Consider the following 15,976-nt stretch of genomic DNA (forward strand, 5'->3'; position numbering starts at 1 on the left):
TGTATGGCCTGATCCACGGTGCGACGTCAGTTGCATTAGCATCCGCCCCAAGACCTTCTCGTCGCTCTGCTGCGCCCAGATGTTGCGTCGAACTATCAGGTATAAGAGTGTCCGACCAGGTCGCGCACCTTCGGTATTGAATGAGGTGTACTGTCAATAGTGGACACGTCCGTTTCAAGCAGCCAGCTGCTGTCTGCTGAATTCTTCGGCAAACGATGCTGGCGATAGGTACCCGAGACGCGAATGGCGCCGCTGGCGGTTATAGAAAATTTCGATGTATTCAGTGATTGCGGACTCCGCCTCGGCCCTGGTCGCATACCTCTGGTGATGGATCAATTCGTTCTTCAAGCTACCCCAGAAGCTCTCCATAGGCGCGTTGTCGTAGCAGTTCCCCTTGCGCGACATGGAGGCCGTCATGCCGAACTGCTCGAGCAGTTTGCGATAGTCATCTGCGCAGTACTGGCTGCCGCGATCCGAATGGAGAATCAGGCCTGGCGCTGGCCGCTTGTTGCGTACTGCTCGCCAGAGCGCCTGCGCCGTCAACTCCTGGGTCATCCTGGCCCCGAGCGCATAGCCCACCATCTCGCACGTAAAAATGTCCTTGATACCCGCCAGGTAGAGCCAGCCTTCGTCGGTGGCGACGTACGTGATGTCGCTCACCCAGGCTTCATTTGGCTCCGTCGGCGCGAAGGTCTGTTCCAACAGATTCGGTGCGACCGGGTAGGCGTGTTTCGAGTTTGTCGTTGCCTTGAATCTGCGCTTTTGCTTGCAGCACAGGCCAAGCTCTCGCCGCAGCCGCACGATCCGATCACGTCCCGCCTCGAAGCCTTGCGCAGCCAGTTCCGGCTGCAAGCGCAACGGTCCATAGGTCTGACGAGTTTGAACATGAGCAGCCTTGATGGCGATCTTCAGCTTCTCGTCGTTCTGCGCACGCTGCGATGCGGGACGATCCAGCGCTGCGTAATAGCCGCTGCGCGACACGTCAAAGACACGGCACAACAGGCCAAGCGGGTACTCGAGTCGCATCGATTTTATGAACGCGTACCGGGCAGCGACTCCCTGGCAAAGTACGCGGTGGCCTTTTTTAGCACTTCCTTTTCCATCCGCTCCACGGCCAGTTCTTTACGCAGCTTTGCCAACTCGGCTTCTAGTTCCACGACGCTTCGGCTGCCTGGTGGTGCCGCCGGGTCTGTGCTGCGCTTCGCCGCGCTCACCCAGTTGGCCAGCGTCCCTTTCGGCACTCCGATCCGCTGGGCAGCCTGTTCCTGCGACAAGCCCTGTTCCAGCACCAGCTTGACGGCTTCGGTCCTGAACTCAGGTGTGTATGTCTTCAATTTCATGTGTTCGCTCCTTCCGATAATTTTATCAATCGGAAGTGTCCGAAAAAGTCAGCGTACCTCATGAATACGGGAGTGTGTGGTGAGTAGATGGGCACTACTTGTAACAGTGAGCGGTAAAAGTGCGTCTTATTAATCCTTTACATTCCTGAGACACCTGTATTCTTGGAGCATTGACACATTGCGAGTAGGCTATGGAAATAGGCAAAGCAAACGGGCGGGAGAACGACCTTTTCTGGGAGAAGTCACTGAGCATTTATGCAAGACAGCTGGAACTTATTGCGTCTAATATAGCCAATGCCGACACGCCAAATTACAAAGCACGCGACCTCGACTTCAAGTCTGCATTGAGCCAGGCGATGGCGTCGTCTGAAGCAGAACTGCAGAGCAGTCACAGGTCTCGCACACTTCATCCAAATGATCCGTTCCCAACTCTGTATCGCGTCCCATCCCAGGGAAGCGTGGACAATAATACGGTGGACATGGACGTAGAACGGGCTGCCTTTGCGGACACTGCAGTTCGGTATGAGCTTGCCATTCAGAAACTGTCTCACGAGTACAAAGAGATGGAAGAACTCTTTAGGACGACGCCTTACTGATTGATTCGAATATCGTTTCCATGTACGCCATCGTTCCTATGCCAAAAGCAGAGCATGATAAGCGCACCGGCGCTTGCACGGCAGTATCGCATGCGCTTGAAATTCTGAGCTCAACATGCTTTGAAACATCGGGACCAGCACCCAGTTTGTCGCACGTCTCAGCTGCAGAGCCAGGCTACAGACAAGGAGAACTGAACGCGAGCATTCTGGATCGACTCTTGAGCGACCGTTCTGGCAGGGCATGATAGCGACAAACATCATGGCGGTGGTTCTGGCGTGCCGCGAAGCAAAAGTTATGGTAATTCTCCACCTTCCGCGATCAGCAATGCGATCGAATGTCACGCTTACAGGACTCTGAAGGCGCCAGGAGCGAAATCTTGCCATAGGTCCAGCACATCGCTTACTGCTCTAGGGTGCACCCAAACCGGCACTTATGGGCGGGCTTGAGCCATTTTCTGTTGTCGATGCGGTAAAGCCGTCGCACAGTTGCGCCAATATGTCAGGATTCAAAACCGCCCGCTTGCGCGCCACGCCTTAGGCAGCACCCACCACAGTGCCAGAATAAGCACAGCAACGAATCCGGCGACCAAGTTCGCCTGCATGTGGCCGAGTACGCTCGAAAGCACTAGTTGCGTGGCGAGCACGAGTGCCAGAGACAAAGCGCAGGCTCCCGCGAGGATTTGTCGCGTCGCAATGTGTTTAAATCGCGTCCGGTTAGATAGCGGACGCACAAGTCGGTGTTGCACGGCCGGAGCGCTGAAGAGCACTAGCGCGGCGACAGAAAGCACGAAGGTGGCCAGAAACACGTGCTTTTCGACCGCCACCACACTAGCAAACCCGGGCGCAAAAGGCACGGTGATGAGAAAGGCAGACAGCAACTGAGCGCTGGGCAGCAGCACGCGGAGCTCGCCCAACATGTCGCTGAGGTCGCCATCGTCTTCGTCTGTCGTTGCCACCATGCCGCCAAACTTGGCGCACCACTTGTAGAACGTGGCATTGCTGATGCCATGCTCACGACACAGCTCCGGTATAGGAGTGCCGCCCTCGGCTTGCTTGAGAATGGCGATGATCTGGCTGTTAGTAAAGCAAGACGTGTCCATGTAGACGTTTCTCTGTCTTAAGTAGAGAATTCTATTTCTGAACGCACCTTTCGTAGGGGCGATTACCCTACCTGCTGTAGCCGCATTGGCGATCAGCGACCCGAGCAATACCAGTCGTATCGCCAACGCTTATGAGTAAGAGCAATTATTTGCCCGGCTCATCGAAGGGAACGGCGCCGCCAGCAACGTTCCCTTCGCAATCTGCATTAGAGTCAGCTGCCCATCGGTTGTACTTGCCGCGCGGGCGGCCCAAGCAAAAGCAATGAAGTTCACTGCATTACTACTGGACGGCGCCGTTCCGTAGCTCGGGCTATCTGCTACTTCAGCCATTGCACTATCTTACATATCACGCTCACGGGCATGTTTGTCGCATGCAGCTGCACAGGCTTCGCAGGCCGCTTTACATGCGGCGCAATGTGCATGCTTGTCGGCATGTGGTGCACATGCCGCCGCACATGCCCTGCACATATGCGCACAGAGCGTACAGAAGTCACCATGATGCTCTGAACCGCGAGCCAGCGCATTCATGGTTGCGCTGCAAATATCGGCGCAATCAAGATTGATTAACGCACAATTGGCTTCGCCACCTTCGCGAATGTCAGCCGCAGCACATGCCTGCGCTGCATGGATGGCTTCTTCACATGCCTCGATACAGGCCTGCAGGTTGTTTTCGTGCATTTTTGTAGTTTGCATATAGTCCTCCGTAGCGGGTTCAAAAAGAGAGTTTTTCTCATGCGTTCACAATGCTAGACCTAAGTGCGATAATTACGCGCGGAATTGCAAATTGCCTTGTCGCCTGCGGACAGCAAGACGTGCAAACCTTCCGATCACGCCGGTCCCCGCTCGACATCACCTGCATCTGTTTCACCCCCGCTTTCGATATCGCCCCGGTTTGCCGACCGCTCGGAATCTTCGACGCTGTCGATCACGGGAGATGCATCGCTATCGACACGCTCGACATCGTGACCGACGTCCATTCCACGCGTCGTCTCGACGTCGGTTTCGCTCTCAGGACGCTTGGGATCGTCTGGAGATGGTGCCGGGACGTGCGCCCCTTTTTTTGTTGCCATCACAATTCTCCCAAATCCGCTTCGAATGAAAGTACCACGATCGTTTTACGCGATTTCTATTGGTGGCAACGACTTTATAAGTTCATCCATTGCCTTCAGTTGCGAAAGAAACGCTTCGAGGACGTCAAGGGGCAAGGCGCTGGGCCCATCGCATTTGGCTGAATCCGGATCCCGATGGGCCTCCAGGAAGATTCCATCCAAGCCTACGGCGACGCCGGCACGGGCCAACTCCACAATTTGCCCACGCCTTCCTCCAGAACTCGGACTCATCGGGTCGCGCTGTTGCAGTGCATGGGTTACGTCAAAAACAAGCGGTATGCCGGGGCAGGCGTTCTTCATCACGCCGAAACCCAGCATGTCGACGACAAGATTGTCGTATCCGAAGCAAGTGCCGCGATCGCACAACATGACCTGATCGTTGCCAGCCTCTTTGAATTTTTCAACGATAAGGGACGTCTGCGCCGGACTGAGGAACTGAGGCTTCTTGATATTGATAACCCGCCCCGTTTTCGCCAGCGCAACAACCAAGTCGGTCTGCCTGGCGAGGAAGGCAGGCAACTGCAGCACGTCGACGGTTTCCGCGACGACGGCGGCCTGCCCTGGCTCGTGAATATCGGTGAGAACCGGGACCCCAAAGGTCGTTTTGACCCTCTCCAGCATGCGCATGCCGGACTCGAGTCCAGGGCCGCGAAACGAATGTATCGACGATCGGTTCGCTTTGTCAAAGCTCGCCTTGAATACATAGGGAATACCCAACCTGTCGGTCACCCGGACGAATTCTTCGCAGGTACGGAGCGCTAATTCCAGCGATTCGAGTACATTGATTCCGCCGAACACTACCAGCGGCGCGTCGTTTCCTATGTTCACACCTTCAGCAATTTTGATCATCGTATTTTTCCTTCGTGCGAACGCACGTCACGGGTCCCCAAGCGATGCAAGGCACACCGTGCGGCCGGGTGATTGATTTTTGGCCGCAGCCTTACCTCATATCAGCATATCGATCATGAAGAGCAGGATGAACCCGAGGAAGAACATCGCCGCCTGGACGGGTGTTTCCTTGCCTTCGTGCGCTTCCACCAGTAACTCCTCAGTCACCAGATAAAGCAAGGCGGCTACGCCAAACGCCAGCAAAGCGTCGATGAACACCGGGGTCACGGTGTTCAGTATGACAGCGCCGGCGCCCGCCCCTGCCAGCACCCCGATACCGAGGATCCCGGCCGTAACGCCGATCCTGAGCGAGGTCTGGCCGGCGGTACGCAATGACGTCGCGCAGGAGGCGCCAAGAAAAAACGTTTCCAGTACCAGGCCGATCGTGAGCAGCAGGCCTTGCTTTTCACCCGCCGCGAACGAGAGCCCGATCAATGCGCCGTCGAGGACGACGTCGACGCCCAGCGCGGTAAGCAGCGCGCGCGGATCGCGGCCTTCCTCGGCTTTCCCACCTCTCTCGCTCCACCATTTCAACCCAAGCATGAAGGCAACGCCGAGCGAGAATCCGATGAATGTGGGCCAAGGCATGCGTCGATGCATCAGGTCCGGGAGCAACTCGACAGCCAGGACGCTGAACACGGTGCCCGCGGCGAAATGCTGAACCGCGCTGCGCAAGCCTGGCCCCGCCTGCTTTACGAGAGTGAGCAGCGCGCCCGCCAGGGTGGCGACGGCAGGAAGCGCCGCATAGAGCATCACTTTCGACAGGGTGGCTGTCACGACGCCTCCTTCCTGCCGATGTCACCAGGATCCAGGGTTTGAGGAGGCTTCTCGTCCAGCCCCGCCGCTGCGACTGTGTCGACGGGTCGGCTCGCCACGTCCGGGTAGGCGAGCAGGCGTAAGGCATTGATCACCACCAGAATAGTAGAGCCTTCATGGAACAGGACGGCAGTGCCGATATTCAGGCCGAAGATCGTCGCCGGAATTAGGACGGCAACCACGCCCAGGCTTACCCACAAATTCTGCTTGATCACGCGCCTGGTGCGGCGCGACAGGCCAACCGCGAACGGCAGTTGACTGAGATCGTCACTCATCAAAGCAACATCGGCGGCCTCGAGTGCGACGTCCGAGCCGGCCGCGCCCATCGCAATGCCAACGGTCGCGTTCGCCATCGCCGGCGCATCATTGACACCGTCGCCGACCATGGCGACCTTGCCGTGGCGTTCGCGCAAAGCTTTGATTGTCTCGACTTTCTGTTCTGGCATCAGGTCGCCCCTGGCTTCGGTCAGTCCCACCGTTCGCGCGACGGCATCCGCTACCTGCTGATTGTCGCCCGAGATCATCACCAGGCGTTCGATGCCAAGCTCCCGCAACTGCGCCATCACGCCAGGCGCCGCCGCACGCGGCGTGTCCATGACTCCGATGACCCCCAGGAAGCGCGAACCCTTCCTGACGATCATCGTGGTGCGCCCCGACTGCACCAGCTTCTCGTTGGCAGTGGCTAATTCGGGTGGCAGGAGCATGCCGTCCAGCTCGCTGAACAGTACGGGTTTGGCAATATAGACAGTCTCGCCATCGACCGTTGCCTGGACACCGCGGCCGGTGAGACCACGGACATCGTCGGCACGGACCGCAACAGTGTCGGACTTGAGCCGGTCACGCCCGCCCTTGACGAGCGCCGATGCCAGGGGATGGTCGCTGTGCGACTCGACCGCCACGACCAAGGCCAGCAATTCGTCCTCGTTTGCACCACTCGCCACGATCACGTCCGTTAGCTTCGGCCGCCCCTCGGTCAAGGTGCCGGTCTTGTCGAAGGCAATCGAATTGAGGCTGCCGAGGTTTTCCAGCGGGCCTCCCCCTTTTACCAGCACGCCGCTGCGCCCAGCCCGTGCCACACCCGACAGCACGGCACTGGGCACCGAGATCGCCAGTGCACACGGGCTCGCGGCTACGAGCACCGCCATCGCGCGATAGAAGCTGGCCGAGAACGGCTCGTCGATCACCAGGAAGGCGAGCATGAGCAATGCCACTAGCGCAAGGATGACCGGGACGAATACCCGTTCGAACTTGTCGGTGAATTGCTGGGTGGGCGAACGCTGCGCCTCAGCTTCCGCCACCATCTGAACGACGCGGGCCATCGTCGACTGCGAGGCGAGGCGTGCCACCATTACTTCCATCGCGCCGGCCCCGTTGATGGTGCCGGCGAATACGCGGTTAGCCGCATCGACCCGGTCGAACGCGGTAATCGCGCCAGCTCCATCCTGGACCGGCGACTTGTCGACCGGGATGCTCTCGCCGGTCACCGGCGCCTGGTTGACGCTGGATGTGCCTTTGACGACAACGCCGTCAGCGGGCAAGCGTTCATTCGGCTTGACCAGCACGATGTCGCCTGGCGCAAGGGAAGCCACGGGAACCTCTTCCAGCTCGTCGCCGCGCTTGCGCACTGCCGTTTCCGGCGCCAGCTTGGCCAGCGCTTCGATTGCCTGCCGCGCACGCCCCATTGCAAAGTGTTCCAGGGAGTGGCCGAGGCTGAAGAGGAACAGCAACAGGCCACCTTCGGCCCAGTTCCCCAATGCAGCCGCGCCGGCGGCTGCGACCAGCATCAGCGTATCGATTTCGAAGCGACGGGCGCGCAGGTTCTCGACCGCTTCCTTGACGGTGAAATAGCCTCCGAAGAAATAGGCGCCAACATACAAAACCTGAGGCAGCCAATCCGGAACGGCATCAGCTCGTTCGAGCAGCCAGCCGGCCAATACGCAGACGCCGGCGATGACGGCAAATATGAGTTCGGTATGTTCGCCGAAAACTCCGCCATGCGCATGGGTGTGTCCCGCATGACCACCCTTGTCCTCATGCGCGTGCTTGTGCCCGGCATGCCCCCTCTTTTGCTCATGCGCTTGGTCGTGACCGGTGTGCTCAACGTGGCCACGATCACCTTTATGTTCCACCGCACTCTTGTGTCTGTGATCGTGATCGTGATCGCGTTCCGTTGCCGGACTCGCGTCAGTCAATTCCGCACCAAGGGACTTGATCACGTCTTCCAGCCGTGTTTGCGCCACGGCGGCGCGCTCGTATTCGACACGAATCCTGCCGGAGGCGGAGACCTCGGCCTCCAGCACGCCTGGAACCTTACGCAAGCGCTCCGAAAAGAGCCGTGCGCTGCGCGAGTGGAGCGGCGAGGACGCGCAGCCGATGTAATGGGCGAACTTTTCGCTGAGTTGCGCACCCACGACACTGACCAATTCACGCAGCCGCGACACCGTGATGAGGGACGGGTCATAGTGCAGGCACAGCAGGGGCGGTGATCCCTCTTGTATCTTTATATGAACATGTTCCACTCCCGGTCGGCCTGTCAGCAGGCTGACGAGCCGCCCGACACAAGGATCACGCTCATCATCCACTTCGGGCAGGATCAATGGCAACTCAAGCCCAACTCGTTCCGATCGTTCCATATGGCCTCTCGTTCCTGGGAAACTCCAGAATAATATCCTGCCCGAATATCGTCCGTTTGCCAACGCACCGAAGTGGACCACGTAGCGACAACCCAGCCGGCAATTATGGCACCCCGGTGTCAATGACAGACCGATGAATGGTCGATCTCGTCTTGACGATCCTCGCTCGAGAGTTTGGCTGGAACGTGGATGCTGCCCATTTTCATGACGAATCGGGATCTGTGCCCGGCATTTCGGACCTCAGTCGTCGGAGACAGGCAGAGCCGACGGCAAATCGTATTAATCCAATGGAACCTTTGACCTTCAAGTAGTTAGAAGGCGTGAAATATCAGGCTTTCGTACGTGAAGAAAGCTCCCCCAATATGGGGTATTCCATTTGGCGTCGGCTGGTAGCCCTTCTCTATTCTTTGGTTGCGTGATCAGCGCGACACACGCAAATCCCAGGTCGTCACAAGCAGAAGTCGCCAGCTCTGGCGGTTGCTCGATCATGTCGCCGTAGATTACGCTGGCGCGTTCCAGAACGAAGCGATTGTCAGCGAACTGGAATACGGCGAAATGCAGGAGTTCTCGACGCAAGCACAGAACCAGGTGAAGGCATTGCCTGCATCCCTTGCACGCAGAACTGGTAGCTGACGCCTAGAGATCGAAACAGGCAGTTGAACGGAAGGACTCACCGCAACCGGTTTCCCAAGTCGCTCGTGAAGCGAACTGGTTGATCCTGCAGGCCTACCCCTTTCGCGTTGCGCCCCGCGCCATGACCTATCCCGGGCCGCGGCGCTATACCTAGCACAATGTGCTTCGCGCCACCGCGCGACCGGCGCTGGCGCACCGGCAGCCAAGCTTGAACCCAAACCGATCGCATTTATGGATGAGGAACGAACGCGCTCACGGTCTCTCATGGCGCTGCACCAGGTGATCAGCCAGGGTGTTGAGGGCACATCGATGCCTGCCTGTGCAAGCTTGTCCGAGCATGACCGTTGGTCTCTAGCCTTTCATGTTGGCACCCTTGCGTTCAAGGACACGGATCTCGAAGCCGGACAGTCTGCATTTGCACAGGACAAAGCCGAGTACGCCACGATTCCGGCATGAACACGCTCATGACGGTGACAGAAGAAAGAACTTACAAAGACCAGCTTACCGTCGACCGCGCGGGCGGTGCTGGCTTAAGCACGCGCCCACCCCGAGGTGGTGCAGGAACAACGGGAACGTAAGGGCATCGCCCTTGCGCGAAAAGGTTGTAGGACTGTCTGAATGCCTTGAAGAGTAACCAGCGGGCTAAGGCCACCGAGCTTGCTTTATCGGCCTATCTAGGAGGCCTCGGACCGCTCGAGGCGACGCTCGACGGGACTGACCGCCAGCTCCTGGTAAACGTAGAGCGAACCACCTGATGCACCGGTGCCGGGTGAACAAGGCAACATATTGCCTGCGACCGAATATGCCGAGCACCTAGACGCGTATTTCGTACGTGTCGAGGAGCTCACCAGCGCGAACAGGACCGACGCGACAGCGGTATCCGTGGGCGCGTTGACCATTAAGCTGCGCGACGGTGTCGAAGCCGTGCTATCGTGAATCGCCATGGTCGCGTTCCCTCGCGACGCGGAGCGTCTACAAGCGTTGCGCTACGTACACGCCGGCTCCTGGTGGCTGTCTTGGCACTTGCCCTGGTCCGTGAACGTTTCGCAGGGCTGCAGGAAGTTTAGGTGGATGATGGCTACGCCAATCATCGGACTGTGCTTGCCTATGCTTGGGATCTACCCGACCATACGGACCTATGGAGCGCAGTTGGCCCTGCTTCTAGCAGCGGGCCTTGTTTTTGATTCAATTTGTTAAAGCCCGCAGAAATTAGCCCGACAAGGAGCAATCATGATGAGCAAAAAGATCTATACCGTTTCATTTGCTGCACTCGTTCTCCTGGTCGGCTGTGCCAACCCAAGCGTAGGGCCGAACAGCAAAACCGGCTGGGTTACCGAACTTTATACGGCGGAGAGGCTAAGGGCGAACCGCCCTTCTTGCCTAGGAAATCTCAGCGACACGGATATTGCCAACAATCAATATGCGCTAATTTCAATCCTCGCCTCCGGTCTTATAGGTATACAAGCGTATTAGTACCCGACTCAATCGAGGTACGGCTTCACGATAAGGTCGAGATATCCCCGCCTTCTTGCGCGGATGGCGCGTTACCTGAAGTCGTGCAGGTGCTGAAGCACTCTCGCAAGAAAACTGGTGACCAATCCGGTAAGTACCGTGAGCGTTCACTGTAGTTTGGGCCATGTCGTGCTCATCCGGCCGGTCCTGATGACTGCCCTGGTCGCATTGCTAGGCTTTGTGCCGATGGCGATCGCGACCGGGACAGGCGCCGAAGTGCAGCGGCCGATGGCAACCGTCGTCATAGGCGGGATCCTGTCGTCGATCGCACTGACGCTGCTCGTTCTTCCCATGCTCTGCGGTTCGCGCATCGCAAGGATCCTGATGACGAACCGGTACAGCCGGCGAAAGTGGTCGTCCAGTAAGCGTATGGGCCGCAGCTACCGTTCGCGGCCCAACTCAGAGAGGACGATATGGGACGAGACAATCCCGGGCGGCGCTTCCCGGTCGGGCGCCGGCTCGCCAGGCTGGACCTCGTTGCGCATGGAGTGGCCTTCGCCAGCTGCGCGGCGGGAGGAATTATTGTTGAAAGCGTTATCCTGGTGGCAGCGGCTTCGCATCACGCCGCAACGATTGCGTTCCGGCTGTTATCGATCGAAAAGCTGGCGATGCAAACGAGACCCAAAACCGAGGTCGCGTTCTCGGTCGTGCAGATCGCTCTTTGCATGTGTTGCGTCGTCATGGTCTTGGTCGTAATCGCGCTGGGGACGCATGACATTTTTCACGGAGAATCTCTCGATGCCCTGGCAGTTGCTGCGTTTGCCCTGCCTGGATCGTTCGCCATTGCCACGACGGCTGGATTGGCTTGTGGGTCGGCTCGTGCCGGCGAGGACCCCAGCAGAGCCGATGCAGTTCTTTCTGCGGTACCGACCGCACTAGCGTTCGGTGTCGCTTTTTGCGATTTGGGCATCGCTGCAGGAAGGTTGGACGCGCTCGCCGGACTTGTAGCTGTACTGGTCCTGTGTGTGCGCGCCGTGATCAATCTCGGCCAGACGCTGGATTTAATGGCTGCGAACAAGCAAGTGGACAACATCGAATGGAGGTGACATGAGACTGCCACAACAGGCACCAGAGCCATTGCACGAAAACCTCTTTGAAGTTTTCGGCATTATCGGCCTTGCATTGGCCGGGATGATTATGGTTTTTCTCGGCTGGCTGAAGTACAGGGACCGGTACAAGCGCCCCGGGTCGAAACCTCGGAAACGTGCAAAGGAAAATGGCAAGAAAATGTAGGAGAAGGCAGCAACACGATCATCACAACGCAAGGGGAGCACGATAGGTTCATGACATTCTCATGCAGCGCAGCCGGGTCAGAACGAGCGTCTGCTCTGGATAGCGCTCATTCTCACGACGGCTTTTCTTGTAGCCGAAATCATCGGGGGTATTCTCACTAACAGTCTTGCGCTGATTTCGGATGCGGCGCACATGTTCACCGACACCGCGGCGCTGGCGATCTCGCTTGCGGCGATCCGCATCGGCAAGCGGCCGGCCGACAGCGAGCGGACCTTCGGATACTACCGCTTCGAGATCCTGGCGGCGGCATTCAACGCCATACTGCTGTTCCTGGTGGCCATCTACATCCTGTATGAGGCCTACCAGCGTCTGAACAACCCGCCGGAAATCCAGTCAGGAACGATGCTCCTGGTTGCCGCCTTTGGCCTGGTCGTCAACCTGATCAGCATGAAGCTGCTATCGAGCGGCAAGGACAGCAGCCTGAACGTCAAGGGCGCATACCTCGAGGTATGGAGCGACATGCTCGGTTCGATCGGCGTCATCATCGGCGCCCTCGTCATTCGCTACACCGGTTGGGGTTGGGTCGACTCGGCGATCGCCGTCGCCATCGGCTTGTGGGTGCGCCCCCGCACCTGGACGCTGCTCAAGGCAAGCATGAACGTGCTGCTTGAAGGCGTCCCCGAGGGTCTCGGCATTGCTGAAGTCAAGGACGCGATCACGCGGATACCGGGCGTGGACAGCGTGCACGACCTGCATGTCTGGTCGATCACAAGCGGCAAGGCCAGTTTGACCGCACACATCGTACAGCGTAGAGACGTCGCTGACCCACAAGCCCTCTTGACCGGCATTCGCCAGCTCATCGCGAGCAAGTACGATATCCACCACAGCACCATCCAGATCGAGACAACTCCGTGCGAGCAGGCAGCCGAGGAACACCGCTTCGGCCCAGCAGCAGCCACGAACATGCCGACCGCGCCGGTCACGACCAACACGAGGAAGATGATCGACCATATTATGAACAATCTCATTGAAGCGCGGGATGCGCTTGGCCGCCTCATCAACAACGATGTCCAGCTGTGCAATATCCAGGCGGGTGCAGGCCTGCTCATCGACGCATTGCGAAGCGGCCGCCGAGTTATCTCGTGCGGTAACGGAGGCTCGATGTGCGAAGCCATGCACTTGGCGGAAGAGCTGTCAGGGCGGTTCCGCGAGGATCGCCCTGCCATCGCAGCAGTCGCCATCAGCGATCCAAGCTACATCAGCTGCGTCGCCAACGACTATGGCTACGAACAGGTATTCGCTCGCTTCGTCGAGGGCAATGGCGCCGCCGGCGACGTCCTGTTTGCAATCAGCACGAGCGGCAGCGGCCGGCCGGTGATCCTCGCCGCGCAAGCCGCCCGTGCGAAAGGCATGACGGTGATTGGCTTGCGCGGGCGCCCCGACTCTGCGCTCGAGGAAAATGCCGATGTCTGCATCTGCACGAGTGCGGGACGCTATGCCGATCGAGTACAGGAACTCCATATCAAGGTGATTCATTTCCTGATCGAATTGGTGGAACGCGCCCTTCAATCAGCCAACTATGTCGTAAAACCATAAGATCTGGACAACGATCACAAGATTGGCCCCTCCGCCATAGGGCGGCTAACGGGTGCCAGTCGAGCCGGCATCGCTCGGCCACCATGCCTAGCCGCGTTTCTTCCGGCTCTTGAGCAGCCGCAGTCCGTTGAACACCACGAGCAGACTCGCGCCCATGTCCGCGAACACGGCCATCCACAAGGTAGCCGATCCTGCGATAGCGAGCACCAGGAACACAGCCTTGATCAGCAAGGCGGCGACGATGTTCTGCTTGAGGATGGCGGCAGTCTGCCTGCTCAGGCGAATGAACTGCGGGATCTTGCGAAGGTCGTCATCCATCAGCGCGACGTCGGCTGTTTCAATGGCGGTGTCGGTGCCCGCTGCGCCCATTGCAAACCCGATATCGGCCTTGGCCAGTGCCGGGGCATCGTTGATGCCGTCGCCCACCATCCCGACGGTGCCGAATCGCGCCACCTCGTCATTGATGGCTGCCAGCTTGTCTTCCGGAAGCATGTTCCCCCGGGCATCGTCGATGCCCACCTGCCGTGCGATCGCCTTGGCCGTCACCGCATTGTCGCCGGTGAGCATGACCGTCCGGATTCCCAACCCGTGAAGCTGGGCCACCGCTTCGCGACTTGTTTCACGAATCGTATCGGCCACCCCGATCACCAGCAGTGGCGACGTCTCATCGCAGAGGACAACCGCGGTCTTGCCTTCACCCTCCAGTGTCGACAGGACGCTTTCCGTCGCGGTATTGCAGATGCCGAGCTCCTCGACCAGGCGGTGATTGCCGAGGTAGTACCACTTCCCGTCGATCCGCCCTTTCGTGCCACGGCCGGTCAAGGCCTCGAACTCGGTCACGGATGCAAGGGGCAGGTCCAGGCCCGAGTTTTGCCAGTGGCGGCTCACCGCGGTCGATACCGGATGGTCGGAACGGTCCGCGAGCGCGGCCGCGAGCTGCAGATGAGTCTGTGCATCGCCTTGCAGGGGCAACACGTCCGTCACCTCGGGTTTACCCTGGGTGATCGTGCCGGTCTTGTCCAGTGCGAGCGAGCGCAGCTTGCCGCCCTGCTCCAGGTAGACGCCGCCTTTGATGAGGATACCGGCCCGCGCCGCGGCAGCCAGACCGCTGACGACGGTGACCGGGGTCGAGATCACCAGGGCGCACGGGCACGCAATCACCAGCAGGACGAGCGCCTTGTAAATCCATGGCATCCATTCAGCGCCCAGCATGAGCGGCGGCACCAGGGCGACGGCGAGCGCGATGGCGAACACGATGGGCGTGTAGATGCTGGAGAAGCGGTCGACGAAACGCTGCGTGGGCGCGCGGCTGCCCTGCGCGTCCTCGACAGCGCGGATGATGCGCGACAGGGTCGAGTTGCTATGGCCGGCGGTGACACGGTATTCGAAAGAGCCGGTTTCATTGATCGTGCCGGCGAACACCTTGTCGCCGACCGTCTTCGGTACCGGCATGCTCTCGCCCGTGATCGGCGCCTGGTTGACGGAAGACTGGCCAGTGCTCACTTCCCCATCCAGGGCGATCCGCTCGCCGGGCGCGACACGGGCCAGGGCGCCGATCGCGACCGTGGTCGCGTCCTGTTCACTCCAGCTGCCGTCGTCAAGGCGCACGCTGACCCGCTCGGGTGTCAGTGCCATCAGGCCCTGAATGGCGTTTCTTGCCCGGTCGAGCGAGCGCGCCTCGATCATCTCGGCGATGGCGAACAGGACCATGACCATCGCCCCTTCGGGCCACTGCCCGATCAGTACCGCGCCGGTCACGGCGATCGACATCAGGGCATTGATATTCAGGTTGCGGTTCTTGAGTGCGATCCAGCCTTTCTTGTACACGCCCAGGCCCGTCGTCGCGATCGCAAGCAGCGATAGCAGAATGACTGGCCACCAGTTTTCATCGCCCGTCGTCCATGCGACGACCTCGGCACCGACTGCTGCAGCCAAGCCCAGGGCAAGGAATGCATACTGCCGCTTTCGGGAGACGGGTGGGACCGCCTCGGCTCGTCCTTGTCCAGCCGCAACGAGCACCGCCTGCATGCCAATGGACGTCAGTGCATCCTGGATCGCCGCTGCCGGCCCACTATGCCTGACGACCAAACGACGCTGGACGAGATTGAAGTCGAGCTGTTCGACCTGCGGCAGGCCGGACAGCTTGTTACGGATGAGCTTCTCCTCGGTTGGGCAATCCATGTTCTCGATGCGGAAAACAGTGCCGGCTGCTGACCCGCTTTGCTCATCGGCCTGTTCAACCACCGGGTCCATGCCGACCGCCCGTACTGCTGCAAGGATCGCCTGTGGATCGCCGAGGCTGTGCTCCACCCGCAAGCGGCGCTGGACAAGATTGAACTCGAGCTTTCCGACGCCTGCGATGCGCCCGAGCGCTTGCCGCAGCAGTCCCTCTTCTGTCGGGCAGTCCATCTGGTCGATGCGAATGAGAAGGGAACGGTCCAGGGCTGAAGACGAGGCACCCGCGGTCTCGATCGGTGCAGATTTTTCGCAACATGATTTGGTCTGGCATTCCGACATGAC

At 59.2% G+C, this 15,976-nt stretch carries 14 protein-coding genes and 3 pseudogenes; 8 read left to right on the forward strand and 9 right to left on the reverse strand.

All coding sequences use genetic code 11. The features are described 5' to 3' along the window. Positions 1-174 precede the first annotated feature (174 nt). Positions 175-1,340, reverse strand: a protein-coding gene (locus MasN3_RS13715; RefSeq protein ID WP_370662284.1) for an IS3 family transposase whose coding sequence is annotated in 2 segments (ribosomal slippage) — positions 175-1,064 and positions 1,064-1,340 — 1,167 coding nt in all. Because the reading frame shifts where the segments join, the coding sequence is not laid out codon by codon here. Positions 1,341-1,531: 191 nt separating this feature from the next. Here MasN3_RS13715 and flgB point away from each other — a divergent pair. Beyond that, positions 1,532-1,936, forward strand: coding sequence for a flagellar basal body rod protein FlgB (gene flgB, locus MasN3_RS13720; protein WP_281907785.1), 405 nt, complete (start codon positions 1,532-1,534; stop codon positions 1,934-1,936). A 506-nt stretch (positions 1,937-2,442) separates the two neighbouring features. Here the strand turns inward: flgB and MasN3_RS13725 are convergent. The 7 genes and pseudogenes from MasN3_RS13725 to MasN3_RS13755 form a co-directional block, all read right to left on the reverse strand. Further along, positions 2,443-2,895 carry a DUF6328 family protein gene (locus MasN3_RS13725; RefSeq protein WP_307730421.1) on the reverse strand — a complete coding sequence of 151 codons (453 nt, stop codon included), beginning with the start codon at positions 2,893-2,895 and terminating at the stop codon, positions 2,443-2,445. Next, positions 2,886-3,036, reverse strand: a pseudogene (locus MasN3_RS13730) (transposase); the annotation flags it as partial. The gene MasN3_RS13725 and the pseudogene MasN3_RS13730, both read right to left, overlap by 10 nt. Positions 3,037-3,375: 339 nt before the next feature. Further along, positions 3,376-3,729, reverse strand: coding sequence for a four-helix bundle copper-binding protein (locus MasN3_RS13735; protein ID WP_281907787.1), 354 nt, complete (start codon positions 3,727-3,729; stop codon positions 3,376-3,378). Between the two features lie 134 nt (positions 3,730-3,863). Beyond that, positions 3,864-4,106, reverse strand: a complete 243-nt coding sequence (locus MasN3_RS13740) for a hypothetical protein (protein ID WP_281907788.1) — start codon at positions 4,104-4,106, stop codon at positions 3,864-3,866. 45 nt (positions 4,107-4,151) lie between these two features. Further along, complete coding sequence (gene kdsA / locus MasN3_RS13745; RefSeq protein WP_281907790.1) at positions 4,152-4,994, reverse strand: 3-deoxy-8-phosphooctulonate synthase; 843 nt, start codon at positions 4,992-4,994, stop codon at positions 4,152-4,154. A gap of 96 nt (positions 4,995-5,090) precedes the next feature. Continuing rightward, the gene (locus tag MasN3_RS13750) at positions 5,091-5,810 is read right to left on the reverse strand and encodes a ZIP family metal transporter (RefSeq protein WP_281907792.1); all 720 of its coding nucleotides are present in this window, start codon (positions 5,808-5,810) and stop codon (positions 5,091-5,093) included. Beyond that, on the reverse strand, positions 5,807-8,482 hold the full coding sequence (locus tag MasN3_RS13755) for a heavy metal translocating P-type ATPase (protein ID WP_281907793.1): 2,676 nt from the start codon (positions 8,480-8,482) through the stop codon (positions 5,807-5,809). The genes MasN3_RS13750 and MasN3_RS13755 overlap by 4 nt, the downstream gene beginning before the upstream one ends. 897 nt (positions 8,483-9,379) lie before the next feature. Between MasN3_RS13755 and MasN3_RS13760 the strand changes: the two genes are divergently transcribed. From MasN3_RS13760 to MasN3_RS13790, 7 genes and pseudogenes are all read left to right on the forward strand, one after another. Further along, the gene (locus MasN3_RS13760; RefSeq protein ID WP_281907794.1) at positions 9,380-9,571 is read left to right on the forward strand and encodes a hypothetical protein; all 192 of its coding nucleotides are present in this window, start codon (positions 9,380-9,382) and stop codon (positions 9,569-9,571) included. 774 nt (positions 9,572-10,345) lie between these two features. Next, entirely contained in the window at positions 10,346-10,588 is a 243-nt protein-coding gene (locus tag MasN3_RS13765) for a hypothetical protein (protein ID WP_281907796.1), read from the forward strand. A gap of 174 nt (positions 10,589-10,762) precedes the next feature. Next, positions 10,763-10,992, forward strand: a pseudogene (locus tag MasN3_RS25220) (efflux RND transporter permease subunit); the annotation flags it as partial. A 48-nt stretch (positions 10,993-11,040) separates the two neighbouring features. Then, on the forward strand, positions 11,041-11,673 hold the full coding sequence (locus MasN3_RS13775) for a hypothetical protein (RefSeq protein ID WP_281914635.1): 633 nt from the start codon (positions 11,041-11,043) through the stop codon (positions 11,671-11,673). A 1-nt stretch (position 11,674) separates the two neighbouring features. Continuing rightward, complete coding sequence (locus MasN3_RS13780) at positions 11,675-11,860, forward strand: hypothetical protein (RefSeq protein ID WP_281907797.1); 186 nt, start codon at positions 11,675-11,677, stop codon at positions 11,858-11,860. Positions 11,861-11,950: 90 nt separating this feature from the next. After that, positions 11,951-12,817 (forward strand): annotated as a pseudogene (locus MasN3_RS13785) (cation diffusion facilitator family transporter); the annotation flags it as partial. A 57-nt stretch (positions 12,818-12,874) separates the two neighbouring features. Next, positions 12,875-13,456 carry an SIS domain-containing protein gene (locus tag MasN3_RS13790; protein ID WP_281914509.1) on the forward strand — a complete coding sequence of 194 codons (582 nt, stop codon included), beginning with the start codon at positions 12,875-12,877 and terminating at the stop codon, positions 13,454-13,456. Positions 13,457-13,543: 87 nt separating this feature from the next. On the opposite strand, the gene MasN3_RS13795 is transcribed toward MasN3_RS13790, so the two are convergent. Next, on the reverse strand, positions 13,544-15,973 hold the full coding sequence (locus tag MasN3_RS13795; RefSeq protein ID WP_281907798.1) for a heavy metal translocating P-type ATPase: 2,430 nt from the start codon (positions 15,971-15,973) through the stop codon (positions 13,544-13,546). Between the last annotated feature and the right edge of the window lie 3 nt (positions 15,974-15,976).

Source organism: Massilia varians, assembly GCF_027923905.1.
Lineage (GTDB): Bacteria > Pseudomonadota > Gammaproteobacteria > Burkholderiales > Burkholderiaceae_D > Telluria > Telluria varians_B.